Origin of the sequence: Microbulbifer aggregans (assembly GCF_001750105.1) — a bacterium.
Lineage (GTDB): Bacteria > Pseudomonadota > Gammaproteobacteria > Pseudomonadales > Cellvibrionaceae > Microbulbifer > Microbulbifer aggregans.
In genome coordinates, this window is record NZ_CP014143.1 from 1,136,209 (window position 1) to 1,155,384 (window position 19,176).

Annotated in this window: 14 protein-coding genes; 10 read left to right on the forward strand and 4 right to left on the reverse strand. The window is 58.0% G+C overall.

The window, feature by feature from the left end:
• Both AUP74_RS04935 and AUP74_RS04940 read right to left on the reverse strand, forming a co-directional pair.
• Entirely contained in the window at positions 1-1,632 is a 1,632-nt protein-coding gene (locus AUP74_RS04935) for a TldD/PmbA family protein (RefSeq protein WP_069946599.1), read from the reverse strand.
• A gap of 320 nt (positions 1,633-1,952) precedes the next feature.
• Positions 1,953-3,335 carry a nicotinate phosphoribosyltransferase gene (locus AUP74_RS04940; RefSeq protein ID WP_069946600.1) on the reverse strand — a complete coding sequence of 461 codons (1,383 nt, stop codon included), beginning with the start codon at positions 3,333-3,335 and terminating at the stop codon, positions 1,953-1,955.
• 289 nt (positions 3,336-3,624) lie between these two features.
• On the opposite strand from AUP74_RS04940, the gene AUP74_RS04945 reads away from it, so the two are divergent.
• The 7 genes from AUP74_RS04945 to AUP74_RS04975 all read left to right on the forward strand — a co-directional run bounded on the left by AUP74_RS04945 (position 3,625) and on the right by AUP74_RS04975 (position 9,018).
• Positions 3,625-4,080: a hypothetical protein gene (locus tag AUP74_RS04945; protein ID WP_069946601.1), complete on the forward strand. Its 456-nt coding sequence runs from the start codon at positions 3,625-3,627 to the stop codon at positions 4,078-4,080.
• Positions 4,081-4,109: 29 nt separating this feature from the next.
• Positions 4,110-4,772: a PspA/IM30 family protein gene (locus tag AUP74_RS04950; protein WP_069946602.1), complete on the forward strand. Its 663-nt coding sequence runs from the start codon at positions 4,110-4,112 to the stop codon at positions 4,770-4,772.
• On the forward strand, positions 4,772-5,431 hold the full coding sequence (locus tag AUP74_RS04955) for a YqiJ family protein (protein WP_069946603.1): 660 nt from the start codon (positions 4,772-4,774) through the stop codon (positions 5,429-5,431). The genes AUP74_RS04950 and AUP74_RS04955 overlap by 1 nt, the downstream gene beginning before the upstream one ends.
• 18 nt (positions 5,432-5,449) lie before the next feature.
• Entirely contained in the window at positions 5,450-7,150 is a 1,701-nt protein-coding gene (locus tag AUP74_RS04960) for a flotillin family protein (RefSeq protein WP_226999895.1), read from the forward strand.
• A 103-nt stretch (positions 7,151-7,253) separates the two neighbouring features.
• Complete coding sequence (locus tag AUP74_RS04965; protein WP_158514540.1) at positions 7,254-7,634, forward strand: DUF4019 domain-containing protein; 381 nt, start codon at positions 7,254-7,256, stop codon at positions 7,632-7,634.
• A gap of 104 nt (positions 7,635-7,738) precedes the next feature.
• A complete protein-coding gene (locus AUP74_RS04970; protein ID WP_069946605.1) occupies positions 7,739-8,698 on the forward strand; it encodes a DnaJ C-terminal domain-containing protein in 960 nt (319 codons plus the stop codon).
• Between the two features lie 2 nt (positions 8,699-8,700).
• Complete coding sequence (locus AUP74_RS04975) at positions 8,701-9,018, forward strand: chaperone modulator CbpM (protein ID WP_069946606.1); 318 nt, start codon at positions 8,701-8,703, stop codon at positions 9,016-9,018.
• A gap of 31 nt (positions 9,019-9,049) precedes the next feature.
• On the opposite strand, the gene AUP74_RS04980 is transcribed toward AUP74_RS04975, so the two are convergent.
• Positions 9,050-10,039 (reverse strand): calcium/sodium antiporter, encoded by a 990-nt coding sequence (locus AUP74_RS04980; protein WP_069946607.1) that lies wholly within the window; start codon positions 10,037-10,039, stop codon positions 9,050-9,052.
• Positions 10,040-10,259: 220 nt separating this feature from the next.
• On the opposite strand from AUP74_RS04980, the gene AUP74_RS04985 reads away from it, so the two are divergent.
• The 3 genes from AUP74_RS04985 to AUP74_RS04995 all read left to right on the forward strand — a co-directional run bounded on the left by AUP74_RS04985 (position 10,260) and on the right by AUP74_RS04995 (position 18,178).
• Positions 10,260-11,111, forward strand: coding sequence for a DUF533 domain-containing protein (locus tag AUP74_RS04985; RefSeq protein WP_069946608.1), 852 nt, complete (start codon positions 10,260-10,262; stop codon positions 11,109-11,111).
• Positions 11,112-11,360: 249 nt separating this feature from the next.
• Positions 11,361-12,170, forward strand: a complete 810-nt coding sequence (locus tag AUP74_RS04990) for a CheR family methyltransferase (RefSeq protein WP_069946609.1) — start codon at positions 11,361-11,363, stop codon at positions 12,168-12,170.
• Complete coding sequence (locus AUP74_RS04995; RefSeq protein WP_069946610.1) at positions 12,167-18,178, forward strand: non-ribosomal peptide synthetase; 6,012 nt, start codon at positions 12,167-12,169, stop codon at positions 18,176-18,178. Before AUP74_RS04990 ends, AUP74_RS04995 begins: the two co-directional genes overlap by 4 nt.
• Positions 18,179-18,332: 154 nt before the next feature.
• Here the strand turns inward: AUP74_RS04995 and AUP74_RS05000 are convergent, their stop codons facing one another.
• Complete coding sequence (locus AUP74_RS05000; RefSeq protein WP_069946611.1) at positions 18,333-19,175, reverse strand: glycosyltransferase; 843 nt, start codon at positions 19,173-19,175, stop codon at positions 18,333-18,335.
• Position 19,176: the final 1 nt, after the last annotated feature.

Sequence of the window (19,176 nt, forward strand, 5' to 3'; positions counted from 1 at the left end):
CTACGAAATATTACGCTTGGTATTGATCACATTGATTTTGTCAAAGCGAGTGGTGGCGCAGCCGTGCGAGACTGCGCTCACCTGGCTGGGCTGGCCCTTGCCATCAAAGAAGGTGCCACCGAGGCGGTAATCACTCTCATCGCAGATAGCGGAACAGGAATTCCAGAATTCCTGGGTATTCGACTGGTAGGCGACATCTTCAACCTGGCCGACAATCTCCCCGTTCTTGATCTCGTAAAACAGCTGGCCGCCGAACTGGAAGTTGTAGCGCTGCTGGTCAATGGAGTAGGAGCCGCGCCCGAGAATGTAAATGCCTTTTTCGACATCGCGGATCATGTCGTCGACGGAGTACTTCTCCTTGCCCGGCGCCAGGGATACGTTGGGCATGCGTTGGAATTGCACACTGTCCCAGCTGTCGGCATAGGAACAACCGTGGGATTCGTCCTGGTCGATCATGTGGACCTGATCGCGTGTAGCCTGGTAGTTCACCAGGATGCCGTCCTTGACCAGGTCCCAGCGTTTGGCTTTTACCCCTTCATCGTCATAACCGACGGCACCCAGGGATCCGGGCTGGGTCCGATCGGCAAACAGGTTGACCTTGTCACTGCCGTACTGGAATTTACCACTGCGCCACTTGTCCAGTGTGGCGAAGGAGGTGCCTGCATAGTTGGCCTCATAGCCCAGTACCCGGTCCAGCTCCAGCGGATGGCCCACTGATTCGTGGATGGTAAGCCGCAGGTGCAGGGGTTCCAGCACCAGGTCGTATTTGCCAGGATCAATGGATTTCGCCGAGAGCTTGGCTTTGGCTTGATCGGCGGCGAGGATGGCATCCTCGGCCATATCATAGGAATTTTTATACAGGGTGGTCTGGCCGAGGATCTTGTCTTCCTCGCGGCCATCCAGGTACTCGTATCCCATTCCCACCGGAGTGCTCAGGCCGTCTCGGGTCTTGAACACGCCAGTGTCTTTGTCCACTGCGGTGACAGTCATCGGCGCCCAAAGGCGGTGTACGTCCTGGTCGATGTAGGAGCCGTCGCTAGAGGCGAAATACTTCTGCTCGTTGACCAGATAGAGGGAGGAGTTGATAAAGCTGGCACCCGCCTTGAGCGCACTGTTGTTGACCTCCATCAGGTAGTCTACCTTCTCGCCGACCGGCACCTCGAAGGCATTTTTTTCGATCGGGGTCTGCCAGGCTACCTCGCCCACACCCTTCACCGGTGCCAGCTGTACCGGCTCCACCTGGTACTTGGAATTGGCCTTGGCGATGGCTACCGCACGGCGCGCCGCCTGGGCGATGCCATCATCAGTCAGGTCGTTGGTGGCGGCAAAGCCCCAGGTCCCGTTGGCGATCACGCGGACACCGGCACCGAAGGACTCGGTGTTGACGATATTCTCGACACGGGTTTCACGGGTGATGACAAACTGGTTCAGGTAGCGGCCGATACGCACATCGGTATAGGTGGCGCCGGCCTTGCGCGCGGTATTCAGCACGATATCCGCCAGCGTCTTCTTGCGCCGCACATCCATGCCATTTTGGGTCAGCTCCGCTGCGGTCACGCGGGCTCCGTACACGGGTAGCAGGATACCGCCGGCACCGACACCGGCCAGCCTCAGGAATTCTCGTCTCTGCATGGTCCTCCCCAGCCCGGTACACCGCAGGGCGGTAGTGCCGGGAGTATTGGTTATTGTTCTCTGGTCGCCGGGTCAGTGTCCCAGCCGTGTATCCAACCTACCACAATGGTGGTGGCCGGTCAGCGCATCACGCGGCCACTGCCGGAGATACAAAATTTTGAGCAACACTCAGGTTCCTTCCGGGGAGAGTTGCCTGTAAAGCCGTCGTCGTTGAGCTGAAGCGAGGATCAGTTGAGTTGAGGTGGTTGCAGCCGATTTAGGGGGGGGAGCGGGAAAGTGGAATGAAAATGAAGAAGTGGTCAATATTGCGCCAACTATTGTCAGATTTGCGCGCGTTGCCGAACTTCGTCGAAGCCGGTTTCCCGTAACAGGCGCCCGTCCCGGTATACCGGCTGTAACAGGTTGGTGCGCTGGTTCAGTGCTTCAAGCCGGATTGTCTCCAGCTTCCCGGTCTCCCCCCGGATCAGGGCCAGGCGGCCACGCTTGGATTTTTTCTCGGGCCCGGTCACGGGATCTTTCCATACGTCATGCCAGTTACCATCGATACAGATGGCGCTGGCCTTCATGGCAAAGCTCAGAGTGTCCCGATCAAGTTTCTGTAGCAGCTCACCACCCATGCCAAATGTGATGTTTTCGGCACTGATTCGCTGTTCCTTCATGGCCTCCAGTATCTTGGGGATGGAAAAGCGCGAGACGCCGTCGCCCTGAATCAGGCGAATGAAATCTGGCAGAACCCGGTAGCCCTTGCCGTTTTGCCGCGCACCGAAAATGCGCATCAGCCTCTCGAGGCTCTCGGTCACAATCGACACCGGGTCACCGGAATCCGGGCGCACCACCAGGGTACCGCCACTATTGATCACCTGATCTTTGAGGGTGCCACCCCAGATATTCTCGATCGCATGCCAGAGGTCATAACTATCACTGACCACAGCCACAACCTGATCCGGGCCGATAAACTGTCGCAACATATTTGCGTAGGCCTGGTCTTCGCGATCCTTCCCCCACGCGGTCATGGTGCTGTGCTCTGCGGCGGGGATGGAGAAGGCCGGCATGTCAGCCCCATAAAATCGTCGCGCTGCGACCAGTGCGGAAACCGTATCGGTACCCTGGAAGTTCACCAGGTGTGACATGCCTCCAAGCATGGCGGACTCGAGGCTGCTGGCACCGCGGGCGCCGAAGTCATGGAGCTTGAACTCGAGACCGGCACGACTACCGGCAGTGTCATCGAGGTAATGGGCGAGGATCTTCTTGATCTCCCGGCTTTGAGTGGCGACGGTCACCGGATACCAGATAGCGCGTACCAGCGCCGTTTCGATGTAGCTGGTGAGCCAGAAACACGCGGGATCGGTATTGACCACCTGCAGCATGACGTTGTGCAGCGGTACCGGCGTCCCTTCCTGGACGGCACTGATTTCGAGTGGTAGCCGGCCATTGTGTCTGTGCAGGATGTGCTCCCAACCCTGTCGATGAAACGGAAGCCCATGGGCTGTGAGTACCGTTTCCGCCTTATCAATGTCGCCGGCGTGAATCGGCGTCAGAAGATATTCCTTGATGAATGCCTGCAGGCCAAAGAAGACCGGAGCAGCAAAGTCGCCACCGCGGCACTCGATATAGCTACTGATGTATTCCGCGCCCGGCGGATACTGCAAGAAGTGGCTCGCCTTGTAGCTGTCGACATTGAGTATCAGGTTATGCGCACTCATGCGGATCTGATGGGTCGTCCGGTATGTTCATTACTTCCAGCAAAGCACAGAAGTGCCTGCGTCCTGCTTCATGCAATGACTCTCGGCACATAATCCTTCCGCATCTCAATGGCGGTGCGCGAAAAAAGAAAGCTGGAGCTTTTTCCCGCCAAAACGAACCTTGTAATCAGTTGTAATTGACCGCGCTACGGCTTGTGTGTACTTTTGTATACATCGGTCAGGGAACCTTAGCCTGACGAACTCCCAAATGCTGCCGGCGGTACCAGGCAACTGTTAACTGGTGACTGCCATGCTCAATAAATCCCAGTCTATCTCCGCCCGGCTCTCCCCCGAAGATTACGCCTACCTGATGTCCATTGACCGCAACGGCGCGGTTACCCAAAGCGAGAAGGTTCGCGAGCTGATTGCCATGGCGCGGGAATCCGTCGGCATGCAGAGTTTTTCCCGTGCTTACATTTCCTCATCTGAGGCCGTGCTGCCTATCAAGGCGCGCTACGCAGAGGGGAATCATCGCAGCCTGCTAGTAGAGGCTCTAATGGATCTGCTCGCCGAAGGCGCTGCGGCCGTGCAGAGCTGCGCTGAAGAAGAATTCATAACGCCGTTACTGGAGGAAAGGTCGCTGCCTGCAATCGAGGCGTTCCTCGAAAAAATTCTATTAGTGATGGTGCAGAAAAACCCGCGTACTGCCCATCCTGATTCGTCAGAAAGAATCAAGAAACAACTCGATAGTCTGTTGAATAAATAGTTAAATTCCGGAAAAGGAAGGAGAAAACAATGAAAGAAGGATTGGTAAAACGTATATCCCGCCTGATATCTGCGTCCGCAAATGCTCTGGTGGATTCTGTCGAAAATGCGACCCCGCAGCTGGTGATGGAGCAGGCCATTCGGGAAATCGACGACGCCATCGCCGAAGTCCGGGATCAGCTTGGCAAGGCAGAAGCGGCAAAATATTTAAGTAGTAAAACCCTCAACGACGAAAACAATCGTCACGCAGCACTGGCAGAACAAATCGATATCGCCGTCAGGGAAAGCCGTGATGATCTGGCCGAGATCGCGATCGCAAAACAGATGGACATTGAAGCCCAGTTGCCGGTGCTGGAGAAAGCCATCGCGGATGCTGATGCCGAAATTCGGGAGCTGAATGCCTACATCAGTGCGCTTCAGGGCAAAAAGCGCGAAATGCGTGAGCAATTGCGAGAATTCGCCAAAGCCAGTGAGCACATCGCCAATGGTGTGAATGGTGAGCAGCGCGGCAGTAGCCGTAGCACCGCCGATAAGGTTGACCAGGCAGAGGGCGCATTCAATCGCGTGCTGGAATCGGCTGGTGTGCCAACGGTGCAGTCCAGTGCAGATGCCAGCAAGCTGGCGGAACTGGAAGAGCTGGCGCGCAACAACCGCATCAAGGAACGTCTGGCGAAAATCAAATCGGAGGCCTGATGGCGTTCCTACTTCAAGACGGCAACCAGCTTTTTACCGGTGCACTGGTACTGATGCTGATGATTGCAATGCTCGAAGGGGTCATGATCCTCATCGGCGTCGGTCTCTCTGAGGTGCTCGATAATCTATTGCCTGACATGGATATCGATCTTGATGCCCCAGACGCCGAGCCCGGTGGCGTCCTGACCAAGCTACTTGGTTGGCTGCGGTTCGGCGAAGTGCCGGCACTCATCTTGCTAGTGGCATTTCTGGTTGCTTTTGGCATCACCGGTTTACTGATCCAGATGGTCGTGGCTTCGTTCATTGGCTCCCTGTTGCCGTCGTGGTTGCTGGTGCTACCGGTACTGCTGCTGGCACTGCCGCAAGTGCGGTTCGTCGGTAACGTATTGCGGCGTTTCGCGGTTGGTGATGAAACTGAAGCCGTGGGAAGGAAGACCTTTATTGGTCGGGTGGCAACGATCACGATTGGGCAGGCGACGACCGGATCGCCAGCGGAAGCACGCTTTAGTGACGAATTTGGCACTACCCACTATGTGATGGTGGAGCCAGATGCACATGAGACTTTTGGCCAGGGAGAGCAGGTGCTGCTGGTTGAAGAGCGCGGAGCAAGCTTCCGTGTCATCCGCCCGACCAGCAAACACCTGATGGAACAAAATTAAAACAAGGAATTACGAAAAGTGAACCAGATAGAAAATTTCTCCACGATCTTATTTATGGCCGGTGCAGTACTGGTTGGCCTGATTGTCATTGGCACCATCTTCGCCCGCCTGTATACACGGGCCTCCAAGGAGCGCTCTTTTGTGCGTACGGGTATGGGAGGACAGAAGGTCATCATGAACGGTGGTGCGCTGGTCCTGCCGGTGCTGCATGAAATCATCCCGGTGAACATGAATACCCTGCGTCTGGCGGTATCACGCAAGGAACACCAGGCGCTGATTACCAAGGATCGCATGCGGGTGGATGTACTGGCTGAATTTTACCTGCGGGTAAAGCCGGATACTGATGCGATTGCCAATGCTGCGCAGACCCTCGGTGTTCGCACGCTGGATCCCGAAGCGTTAAAAGAGATGATCGAGGGTAAGTTCGTTGATGCCCTGCGTTCCGTTGCTGCAGAAATGGAAATGGCCGAGCTGCATGAGCAGCGCAGCCAGTTTGTACAGAAAGTGCAGCAGGTGGTCTCAGAAGACCTGTTGAAGAATGGCCTGGAGCTTGAGTCTGTCTCCCTGACCGGCCTCGATCAGACGCATAAAGAGTTCTTTAACCAGGATAACGTATTTGATGCGGAAGGCCTGGCCAGCATGACCCGCTCTATTGAGGCGCGGCGCAAAGAAGTCAACGATGTCGAGCAGGAAACCATGGTGCAGATCGAGACTAAAAATCTCGAAGCAGAGCGCCAGAAGCTGGAGATCGAGAAAGAAAAGCGCTACGCCTATCTGGAGCAGCAGCGTGAACTGGAAAATCGCGAGGCAGCGCAGAAAGCGGATATCGCTCGCGAGCAGGCGGCGCAGGAGCGTGCAGCTCGGCAGGCGGAGATTGAGGCTCAGCGGGAGGTGGATCAGTCCCGTATCGGTGCAGAGCAGGCCACTCGCCTGCTTGAGATCGAAAAAGAGAAGCGGCTGCAGGAACAGGAAATCGAGCGCGAGCGCATCCTCGATGAACAGCGTATCTCCAAGCAGAAATCCGTCGAGATCGCCGAGCAGGAACGTGCGATTGCTGTTGCCGAAAAATCCAAGGAGCAGTCGGTTGCCGATCAGCATGCCAATGTTGCGCTGGCCGAAGCGGTGAAGGCTGAGGAACAGGTGCGTACGGCCAAGGATGTGGAAGTGGCGGAGCGGGACAAGCGAATTGAAATCATCGAGGCGCAGAAGGAAGCGGAGCGCCAGGCTACTGCCATCAAGGTGGCTGCAGAGGCTGAGAAATCCGCTGCCGAAGATAAGGCCGAAGCCCTGCGATTGCAGGCAGCTGCGGAGGCGGAAGCCGTAAGGATAAAAGTCGATGCTGACCGGGAAAAATACGCAGTGGATGCTGAAGGCCAGCGACTGATGAATGAAGCTCTGAACAGCCTGAGTGATGCACAGATCGCGCTGAAGCAGGTCCTCAGCCTGCACGACAAATTGCCGCATATCATCCGCGAAAGTGTCAAACCGCTGGAGAGTATCGAGGGTATGAAGATCATCTCTGTCGAAGGCCTCAATGGTGTCGATGGACGAGTAGGTGGTGGCATCCTGGATACGGACGGCGAATCCAGAAGCCAGAGCCTCCCAGAAGCCCTGGTAGGCAGCGCACTAAAACATCGGGCCATGGCGCCTCTGGTGGACTCACTCTTAAAGGAAGCTGGTGTGGGCGAGTTGGGGAAAGTGGCTGAAACGGAAAGCTGATCCGCATTGCGGACTCAGCAGAGGTCGCGTCAGTCGGTCTGGCGCTGCCGTCACATTTCTTAAAAGGGCGTCAATAATGAAGGGAATCATCAGGAAACTGATATTGAGCAGTGTTCTGTGGTTGCCAGGCTTGTCTCTGGCTGAGACGAGTCCGGCACTGCAATCGGTCATGGCATGGTTTGAAGCCGTGGACAGTGGAGCCTACGCCCAAAGCTGGGAGGAGTCGGCGCCGCTGTTTCGCCAGCAGGTATCCAAGGAAGACTGGCAGAAAGCATTGAAGGGTGTTCGCGAACCGCTGGGCGAGGTTCTCTCCCGTGAGGTGGCGTCCCTGAGCGAGCACAATTCCCTGCCGGGTGCGCCTGATGGTCAGTACGTTGTGGTAAGGCTGGCCAGCAGTTTCGAGCACAAGGCGCGGGCGACTGAGACCGTGACTTTTGCCAGGGTTCAGGGCGATTGGCGTGCTGTGGGCTACTTTATCAAGTAGCTGGCCTCGGTAAATGTCGGCTGTTGCGAGGCAAGAAAATGCCTGGTTAGAGTAAGGTTCCGGGCATTACCGGTGCGGACCAATAGACACGGGGTGGGCATGCCATGGAATACAAGGACTACTACCAGATCCTCGGCCTGGAGCGGGATGCCAAGCAGGATGAGATCAAGCGCGCTTATCGCAAACTGGCGCGCAAGTATCACCCGGATGTTAGCAAGGAAGAGGCGGCTGAGGATCGTTTCAAGGAGGTGAGTGAAGCCTACGAGGTGCTCAAGGATCCGGAAAAGCGTGCCGCTTATGATCAGCTGGGTGCCGGTTATCACTCCGGAGAGGATTTCCGGCCGCCACCCAACTGGGATTCCGGCTTTGAATTTCACGGTGGCGGCTACACCGAGGCCGACCCCGGGGCATTCAGTGATTTCTTTGAAAGTCTATTCGGCCGTGCAGGCGGTTTCGGACACGGGTTTGGCGCTGGTACCCAGCGCCGCCAGTTTCACGCCCAGGGTGAGAACACTTACGCCAAGATCACCATTGACTTGGAGGACAGCTATCGCGGTGGGACACGCCAGATAGCGCTGAAACATTCCGTGCTCGGAGCGGATGGCCGGCCGGAGCTCAAAGAGCGCAAGCTCAATGTCAAAATTCCCAAGGGCATTACCGAAGGGCAGCAGATTCGGCTCGCCGGTCAGGGTGAGCCGGGAATCGGTGAGGGCAAGCCCGGCGACCTTTACCTCGAAATCACCTTTTCGCCCCACCGCCTGTACCAGGCCGAGGGCACCACGGTTTACCTGAATCTGCCGCTGGCCCCATGGGAGGCCGCGCTGGGAGCCAAAGTGCAGGCACCAACGCCCGATGGGCCTGTGAACCTGACGATACCCCCCAACAGCAAAGATGGCAGCAAGCTGCGACTCAAGGGTCGCGGTATCCCTGCCAGGGAACCCGGTGACCTCTTCGTGGTGTTGAACGTGGTCGCACCGCCAGCCAATACCGAGGCGGAGCAGGAAGCCTACCGCCAGTTCAGCCAGGCGTTCACATTTGATCCGCGCAGCGGCATGGGAGGTTAAGAATGGCGAACAACAATCAGCGCGAGATCACGGGTCCCATCCTCGATGAAGAGAGTGAACTCACCCTGGCAGAGCTGTGCCGGGCCTGTGGCATGCCGGCGGAGCAGGTCATTGCTTTGGTCGAGGAAGGTATCATCGAGCCTCGCGGCAGCCGCACGCGCTGGCGTTTCAGTGGTATTTGCGTGCGGCGTGTGCGCAAGGTGTACACGCTGGAACGGGATCTGGGTGTCAACCTGGCCGGTGCCGCCCTGGCCCTGGATTTATTGGAAGAAATCGAGCAGCTGCGCGCTCGCCTGCAGCGGCTCGAGCGGAAGCGCTGAACTCCCGCCCGCGCCGGCGATCTTCGTGCCTTCAGTTCGCTGCCGCGGCGCCGGTGATCTCGTGAATCAGGTAGGCGTTGTAGGCGACATAGGCCAGCAGTAATGCGGCGCCCTCGAAGCGGTTGATGCGTCCCTGGCGCCCGCGGAAACCGTAGGCAAATACAAACAGCGCGATCGTGAGTCCAACCACCATCGGCCAGTCGCGGGTGATGACTTCTGTCGGCACATCGGACATGGGGGCGATGGCACCGGCGATTCCCACCACCGCCAGCAGGTTGAACATATTGGAGCCGACCACGTTGCCGATGGCGATATCGTGCTCTCCCTTCCTCGCGGCAATCACCGTCGCTGCGAGCTCTGGCAGGGAAGTCCCCAGGGCGACGATGGTCAGGCCGATGATCAGGTCGCTGACGCCCAGCGCTTCCGCCACATTCACCGCACCCCAGACCAGTAGTCGTGAACTCACCAGCAGCAGGGCCAGGCCGGCGACCAGCCAGAAGAGGGCGCGCCCGAGCGGCATGGCGTGTGCCTCGAGCTCGCTCTCAATCTCAGACTCGGCCACGTCGCCCTTGCCCCGCAGGGCGGAAATGATGGTCCAGACAATCAGCGCGAAAAAGCCGCCCAGCAGGACCAGCGACTCCCAGCGCGCCAGCTCGAAATTCCACAGAAAGGCCCCGGTCAGGCAGCTGATGGCCAGCAACAGGGGCAGCTCCTTGCGGACGATCTTCGAGTGGACGGCCATGGGCACGAAGACCGCGGTCAGGCCGAGAATCAGGCCAGTATTGGCGATATTGGAGCCATAGGCGTTGCCGATCGCGAGCCCCGGGCTGCCATCCAGTGCCGCAATGGCGGACACCACCATCTCCGGCGCCGAAGTGCCAAACCCGACGATCACCATGCCGATCAGCAGCGGCGGCATGCCCGCATGGTTGGCCGTGGCCGCCGCACCCTCCACAAAGCGATCGGCACTCCAGACCAGCAGGGCAAAGCCGACGATGATGGCGGCAAGGGATAACAGCATGAGAAGTCCTTGTTTGTTCTGGCGGTGGCTTGTGCCTGATGCAGGTGGGCTATGTACGGGCATTCTAGCGGCTGCGGACAAAGGCCGGTACAGCCGGGGCTGGGATTGTACGGATTGTTAGCCCCCGCGGAAGCACCGGAGGCATGGAAGCGGGTAAATCCGGAATGGTTGGTCGCTGTTCTACAGTTTCAAGAGTCACGCCACTCGCCAGGGAGTAACCATGAACAAGAAGCTGCTGCTCGGCGCCCTGATCGGCGCCGGAATTTCCATGTTAAACAAGAAAAAGCGCCAGCAGGCGAATCCGAGACTGGATACGCCACCACCGGATTTTTCCCGTGTTCCACCACCGAATCAGCGCGGTACGCAGGCTGACAGTGCCAGCCTCGACGACATTTTCGGCAAACTGCAGCCGGGTGGTGCGGCTGCTGCGCCTTCCGGAGGCGGTATGGGCGGTGCTGTACCCGGGGGAGCGATTGCCGCCGGCGGTATGGGTGTTTTTGCGGAAATCGCCCGACGGATCTTTGAGCAGATGCAGCAGTCCGGTGGACAAGCACCGGGGGGCGCCCAGCCGGGTGGGCAGTCCGGCGGTGTCCTGGCCGATATCCTCGGCCAGATCTTCGCCCGTAACAACGGTAAATTCGCCCAGCCGGGCGGCGGTGCCAAGGCGCCGGAACCCTCTGGCCAGTGGGGTGCGGGTCTGTTCCAGTTTGCCGAGGCTGGTGATCAGGGTGATGAGCAGGCCGACCTGATGGTGCTGGCCATGGTTGCTGCCGCCCAGGCGGATGGCCTTATCGATGAGCGGGAACAGCAGAATATCGTCGCCGCTTTGCAGGACGAGCTCGACCCTTCAGACCTCGATGAGCTGCGCCAGCTGCTGGTCCGGCCCGTGGATATGGAGTCAATCGTCAGCCGGGTCAACGACCCCGCCACTGCCTTCAATCTCTACCTGGTCTCTGCCATGACCATCAATGAGGACAACCCCGCCGAGAAGCAGTACATGGACACCCTGGCAGCCAAGCTGGGGATTTCCGAGCAGGCTGCCGAAATCATCGAGCGGCAGCTCCCTCACTAAATAATTGTCCGGCATTTCATTCAGCCAACCGGAAGAAATGCCGTCAGCGCCTATAATTTTTTGCGCTGTGGTAGGCGTGAGAACTGCGGCACCAGTCTGGCCCCGATTCCCGGAGTGCAACGCTCCGGGGCGGGAAGGTTGGCGTTGTAGGCGATTTCCAGAGAGGGAGATCGGGCAGAACTTGCCGTCCATGCCCACCCGGTCCAAATAAGACGGATATTTCTCTTTTAATAACCTCGCGGAAGTTTCATGGAAGAGCCATCGCGCATCAAGACGTTCCTGCGTCACGTAAAGCACTGGTGGGTACTCAAGACCTCACCACGTCAAAACCGGGTTTACACCCAGTTCTACCGGTTCCCCAATCAGTACCGGGCACTGATCGACAAGATTGTGCCGCGCATCAGGTCTCAACGCGATGGGCCATTGCAGGTACTTGTTTTTGGCTGTTGCAGTGGTGCCGAGCCTATTTCCCTCGCGTCGATATTGAAAAAACACTTTCCGGATCTGGATTTCCAGATTCGAGCGTTCGATATCGTTCCCGAGGTGATCGAGCGGGCCCGCAGCCCCCTCTATTCCGCCGAGGAGGTTTACCAGGGCCCCTTTGTCACAGATGAATTCGTCGCCGATACCTTCGACAAAACGGAGGAGGGTTATCGGGTCAAACCATCCCTGATGTCGCATATGACATTCGCCGTCGGCGACATGCTCGACAGGGTTTTTATCGAGAGCCTCGGCAAGGTTGACCTGGTCTTTGCACAGAATGTGCTGTTTCACCTGCCTCCCGCCAGCGCGCGGCGCGCGTTTGCCAACCTGAACCTGGCTCTGCGCCCCGGCTCCGCCCTGTTTATCAACGGCATGGATGTGGATATGCGGGTCAAGCTCACCAAGAAATTCTATCTCGACCCGCTGGAATACCTGATCGAGGAAATCCACAACGATGCCAGGGTTGACCGGGGTAACAGCTGGGCCGCGGCCTACTGGGGACGCAAACCCTTTAGTACCCGCTCCAGGGAGTGGATCAGAGAACACTGCACGATTTATAGCAAGGCACGAGTATGAATATCGTCGAGCATCTCTCCGCCAATTTTTCCCGTTTCACGTTGGGGGAAACGGAGCAGTCGATCGCGGAACGCTTTGAAAAGATTGCCCTGCTATATGGCGGGCGTTTGGCAATTACTGATGCCAATTCATCCATTACTTATGGTGCGCTGAACCAGCTCGCCAATCGAATGGCGAGAAATATCCTTTCCGTAGCGCCGGCCGAAGAGCCGGTACGCATCGCGGTTTTCATGGAAAAGGGCATCCAGAATATTGCCGCCATTCTCGCCGTGCTGAAGTGCGGCCATGCTTACGTCCCCATCGACCCCGAGTTTCCGGAAGAGCGGAACCGTCATATCTACCGGGAGTCCGGGGCTGCCCTGCTGGTAACCAATACCAATAGCCGCGCAGCGGCAGCCAAACTGGCCGGGGACACTGCCCGCATCCTGGATCTGGATGGGATCCCGGAGAGCACCAACAGCGATAACCTCGATGTCGATATCTCGCCGGATGCCCTTGCGTACATCATCTATACCTCCGGCTCCACTGGCAGACCCAAGGGGGTGGTGCAGAACCAGCGCAATGTGCTCCATGGCTGCATGCGTCGCACTAATCTGCAGAAGGTGATTCCCCAGGACCGGATGACGCTTTTCTATTCCTGCAGTGTCATCGCCTCGGTGTACTGCATTTTTGGTGCGCTGCTGAACGGTGCATCTCTATTTCCCTATGATTTCCGCACCGATGGGGTGGAGAAGCTCGCGAATTGGCTCCGCTCGCGCCGGATTACCATCTACCACTCGGTGGCCTCGGTCTTTCGTGAGTTTGCACGCTCATACCAGGGCGCGGATGATGTGTTTGATGTCCGCCTGGTGATCTTTGGTGGCGAGCGCGTGCTGACCAGCGATGTGGAATTAGCGCGCAAGGTCTTCTCCCGAAAAATCGCCTTTTACACGGGTCTCGGCTCTACCGAGACCGGCACCATGCGCTATTTCCCGATTGACGAAGATACGGAGATCGATGAGGAAGTGGTGCCGATCGGATACCCGGTCGAAGGTATCGACGTGCTGCTCCTGGATGAAGAGGGCAATGAAGTAGCGGCGGGCGAGGTGGGCGAGATTGCTGTCCGCAGTCGCTATGTCGCCCTCGGCTACTGGAAAAATTCCGAGGCGAGCGAGAAGGCGTTCTACTCCGATCCCAAAGATCCCGACGTCCGTATCTACCGCACCGGCGACCTGGGCCAGATGGAACAAGACGGCTTGCTGCGCCACCGCGGCCGCAAGGACTTCCAAGTAAAGATTCGCGGCTTCCGGGTTGAGGTGAGTGAGGTAGAGGCCAACCTGATCGATCATCCGGCGATCTCCGAGGCCGTGGTGGTGGCGCGTGACCTCCGTGGCGAGACCCAGCTGGTGGCGTACATTGTGCCCGCGGAAGGAGAGCTGGTAACGGTACAGGGGCTTCGCAATTATCTTGCCGATCGGCTCACCTACTACATGATCCCCACAGTGGTGGTGTGTCTCGATCAGTTGCCCAAAACGCCGAATAACAAGGTCGACCGCAACGCGCTACCCGAGCCGGACGAGAAAAATATCCTTGCAACCGAGACACGGGTGCCCCCCCAGGGGGCGACGGAATCGCAACTGGTGGAATTTGCTCGTGAAGTGCTGGACCGGGAAGATATCGGCACCAACCAGAACTTCTTTGACCTCGGCGGCCACTCTCTGCGTGCCATGCAGTTACTTGCCCGTATCCGCGAGCATTTTGCTGCGGACCTGTCGGTGCGGGCAATTTTTGAAGCGCGGGACTTCAAGGACCTGGCAACAGCGATTGATGCGGCACCACCACTGAGTGAGGATTCTCAGCCGGAATTCATTCATGCGCCGGAAACGGCTCGCCTGCCATTGTCATCGGCGCAAACCAGAATGTGGCTGGCAGACCAGCTTTACGGCGGTGGAGCGGCTTACAACATCTCCAATACCGTTTACCTGGAGGGCGAGCTGAACCTGCCGGCACTGGAAGAGGCCATTGGCCAAATCGTGTCGCGGCACAGTATTCTGCGCACCCGGTTCCCAAGCGATGAGGCGGGACCCCGCCAGGAAATTTTGCCCGCAGACGCATTCGAGCTGAACGTGATCGATCTGCGCGCGATGGCAAAAGCGGAGCGCGCAAAACGTGCGATGCAGATCTGTCGCCGTCTCCTGGAGGCGCGTCAGGATCTGGCTGATGGGCCACTATTCTGCAGTACTCTGGTACGAGTGGGCGAGCGGGCGGCCGTATTGGCGCTCGTTTTCAACCATATCATTTACGACAATATCTGGTCTTCGGCGATCTTCTTCAGAGAGTTGGCCCACCTCTACGGTGCGCTGAGCCAGGGCCATGCGGCCTCGCTGCCGCCGCTGGAATTCCAGTTTGTCGATTATGCCTATTGGGAGCAGAGCCAGGCGCAAAGCCCGAGTCAGGCAAAGCAGTTGGCATTCTGGCGCGATCAGCTGTCGGGCGCTCCGGAGACCCTGGACCTGCCGGCGGACCATCCCCCGCAGGGCAAACCCGACTTCAGCGGCGGTATCGTACGCTTCAAGTTGCCGACTGCTCCTTGGGCTGCGGCCAGGACAGTGGCAAAGCAGGAGTCAGTCACCGGCTTCATGGTATTGCTTGCCGTCTGGCAGTTGCTACTGCATCGCTACTCCGGCCAGGACGACATCCTTGTCGGCACACCTACTGGTCGCCGTCCGCTGACCCAGACCGAGGACATGATCGGCCTGTTCATCAACACCCTGGTACTGCGCACCGACTTTTCCTCAGCGCCAGGCTTCCGTGAATTACTGGCGCAGGTGCGTGCGACCACCATCGACGCCTTCTCCAATGACCAGGTTCCCTTCGAACGCGTAGTGGCAGATTTGAACCCGGATCGTCGCGGGGGAACAGCGCCGTTGTTCCAGCACCTGTTCATACACCGCCAGATGGAGGGGGATCAGTGGCAGCTGCCGGGACTGCAGGTCAAGCCACTGGAAATTCACAGTGGCGGATCCAAGTTCGATCTGACACTTTCTGTGCTTGAAAAAGCAGATGAAGTCGCTTGCACAATCGAATATCGCCGCGCGCGGTTCGAACGGCAGACTATTGAGCGGATGAGCCAGCATTTCACCCAGCTCCTCGAGGGTGCCGTCACTGCACCGGACTGCCCCGTCGGTGAGCTGCCAATGATCGGCGCGGCGGAGCGCTGCAAGCTGCGGGAACAGGTGCAACGCACGGCGCGCACACTGCCGGTGCAAGAGACAACCGCGCAACTGTTCGAGCGTGTAGCCACATTGCGCTCCGAAGAGATTGCCGTGATTGCCGGCACCGAGCAGTTAACCTATAGCGCGCTGAACCGAGCAGCCAATGCACTGGCTCGCGATCTTATCGATCGTGGTCTCAAGCCTGGACAGCTGGTGGCCGTATGCATTGACCGGGAAATCTCCATGGTCAGCGCATTGCTGGCGGTCTGGAAGGCCGGGGGCGCATATGTGCCGCTGGATCCCCACTTCCCGGCAGAGCGGCTGTCCTACATGCTCGAAGATTCCGGCGCGGGCTTCCTGATTACAGCAGCGGCACTGCGGGACCGTTTTTCAGACTTTTCCGGAGAGGTGCTACAGCCGCCCGAGCCAGACGAAGTGCTGGCACGGGATCGCTGTCGGAATCTGCAGCCCCTGGCCGGCGGCAATGACCTCGCCTATGTCATTTATACCTCCGGCTCTACCGGCCGACCGAAAGGGGTGGAGATTACCCACCGCAGCCTGGTGAACTTCCTCTGCGCCATGCAGAAAGAGCCTAGTTTCAGCGCGGATGACCGGCTGCTGGCAGTAACCACACTCTGCTTCGATATCGCCATGCTGGAGATTTTCCTGCCGTTGATCAGTGGTGGCAGCGTCGTGATCCAGGATCGCCGTGGATGCATGGATCCGCAGAAAATCCGCGAGGCGATCGAAAAACACAACATCAGCGTCATGCAGGCGACTCCAGCGACCTGGCGTATGTTGCTTGATTTTGGCTGGCAGGGTGAACCGAGTGTCCGCGTATTCTGTGGTGGCGAAGCCATGGGCGAGGATCTTGCGGCGAGCCTGTTGGAACGCGGGCTGGAAGTCTGGAATCTCTACGGCCCCACCGAGACCACGATCTGGTCGGCTGCGGGCAGAATTCGCGCGCCTGCTGAGGCCCGTTTCGTCGGGGCCCCGATTGCGAACACGCGACTGTATGTCCTCAACAGCGCCGGCGCGTCACAGCCCGCCGGTGTGCCGGGCGAGTTGTGTATTGGTGGTGCGGGACTGGCGCGGGGCTATCGCAACCGGGAAGAACTGACCCGGGAAAAATTCTTCTCTTCAGAACTCGACCCGCACGGACGCCTTTACCGCACTGGGGACCTGGTCGTACAGCGGCTGGATGGCAGGCTCGAGTTCCTCGGCCGTATCGATCATCAGGTCAAAATCCGTGGTTTCCGGGTCGAGCTGGGCGAGATCGAGAGCGCCCTGCTTGGCGATGATATCCGGCGAGCGGTGGTGATCGCTCACAATGATGATTTCGGCAGTCAGTATCTGGCGGCTTACCTGATCCCGGTGGATGGAGCGAAGATCGATATTACCGCATTGCGAACCCGGCTGCGACAGACGCTGCCGGAATATATGGTACCGGCACACTTTGTCACCCTGGATGCCTTCCCGATGACAGCCAATGGCAAAGTGGATCGCAAGGCTTTCCCGCCGCCGTCCGACAACGCCGCCGCCGGCCAGGATCCGCAACCGCAAACTCAGACACCGCCGGACTCAGAGCCAGCCGGGCCTGCACCAATCAAAGTGAAAGTGCAGCAGCCACGGAAAGCTCCTGCTCCGGAACACAGCAAGTCAACTGTGACACCGTCCAAGGAGCAGCCCAAAAAAACAGTTCTGCGCGAACCTGAGGCTGAAGTTGAGCCCCCACAGCAGACCGCGGTCAAGCAGACCCGGGAAATTGTCGGTGTCGACGCTGTACCGAATAATCCACCTGGCAAAGCAACACCGTCTCCGGTGGAAGATGTGGTGCGCGCAGTGTTCCGCGACGTACTGAAAGTGCCGATTGAATCGGATGAGGCCAGCTTCTTTGACCTTGGCGGTCACTCACTGGCTGCCATCCATGCCATCGCACGGCTCAATCAGCATTTCGGTTTGAGCCTGCCGCCGACGTTGCTGTTTGATTTTGCCAGCATACGCCAGTTGAGCAGTGCGATTACCGCCTTCCGTGAGGGACAGTCTGAACAAGAGGTCATGGAACAGGCCTCACTGGATGAGGCTACCAGTCGCCAGGTGGATGCCATTCTGGAAGCAGTGAAGGAGAAGAAAGACGCACTGGACATGCCGGACTTCCCCCACGGGATGAAGATGCGGGAATCACCATTTGCCAGAAAATGGCTGGCCCCACTATTTGCGATCAGAAGCGGTTTCCTGCGTATCCTGTTGCAGAAGTTGATCCTGAAGCTGGAAGGCGGTTCTACGTTCAGTGTCACGATGCGCAAGCTCTATCGCCAGCACTACGACATCCATGTGGCTGATTTTTCCAGCGTGCCGTTTGAGCCGACTCGTCTGAAAAGAACAACCAGGATCGGCAAATACTGCACGATCTACCGCACAGTGAATTTCCAGAATGCCGATCACCCGCGGAATACACTGTCGACCCATGGTCTGTTCTACTCCAGGGGGCTGGGCTTCAGTACGGGCTATGAATTGGATCGAGTCACTATTGAGGTGGGCAATGATGTCTGGATCGGTGACGGAGCCAAGATACTCTATCCCACTAGAAAGATTGGTGACGGTGCCGTGATCGCCGCTGGCGCAGTGGTGGTGGAGGATGTACCGCCATATGCGATTGTGGCCGGTTATCCAGCCCAGGTGGTGCGCTATCGCTTTTCAAGGGAGACCATTGCCAAACTGGAATCCCTGAAGTGGTGGGAAATGTCCGACCGCAATCTCTTCCATGCCCGGGGTGAGTTTCTACGACCATTGGAAGGTGATCGGGTGCACTGACCAAGCCCCGGTGCCACTCACAGGGAGCTGGCGCCGGGTTTCCACAGCTGTACATTCGACTCAGAGGGCGAGGGTAAGAACAGATAGTCGATTCAGCCGGCCTAAAAAATTTGAAGGGGCAGTTGACGCCCAGATTATCCAAGTCCTGATTGGACTACGCTGAATGTCGCGAGGTTTCGTCACGGAGCCAGTGAGAGCGACCTCGCTTACCCATCAGTCGGTGTGCATTGATCAAGGCGAACAGGTTTACCCCACCGTAGACCAGTCTTTCCATCAGTGGCGGCCGCTGCAGAAAACGCTGGCTGAACTCTGGGCCGTCACCGATCTTTGTTTCACTGTTCTTGATTTCCAGGCTGCCGAGCTTGCTGCGGGTCTTGATACGGATCAGCCCGGCGAAATCCCGTGGCGACTTGACCAGGCTCTTGGCCGACTCGACCACGTGAATATTGTCGTAATTCAGTATCTGCCGTACAAAGCCGTCATCAGAGATCAGGTTGGGGAAGCGATCAAATTTTTCTCTGGCTGCTCGATTCAGTGCATAGACTCCCGAACCAAAGCCGTGCAATTGGAAGAAGATGGTCTTCTGCCACGCTTGGTAGTAGGTCCGTACTAGCCACTCACAGCCTTCTGTTTTGGGTACAGCGCGGGGGGCTACCACGGCCGGTCGGTCAGTATTCCGGCAGGCTTCAATCAGGGCTTCGACCGCGCTACTACTGATCACGACATCGGCATCGATATAGACCCGCGGATAACCAAGATCCGCATTTTCGGCCGCATTGAGCGCTGCCACCTTTGAGGCCTGCTCGAGCTCGATACAGCAAACTTCCGGAAAGTGGTAGCGGACAATTTCCGCAGTGCGATCAGAGCAGCCGTTGCATGCCACTGTGATTGTATAACCCTTTTTCTGAACACCAGGCATCAGAGCCCGGAGTAGCGTCGCGATCGATAACTCCTCGTTGTGCGCGGGAATGATCACTGCGGGAAGAATGTCCGACATA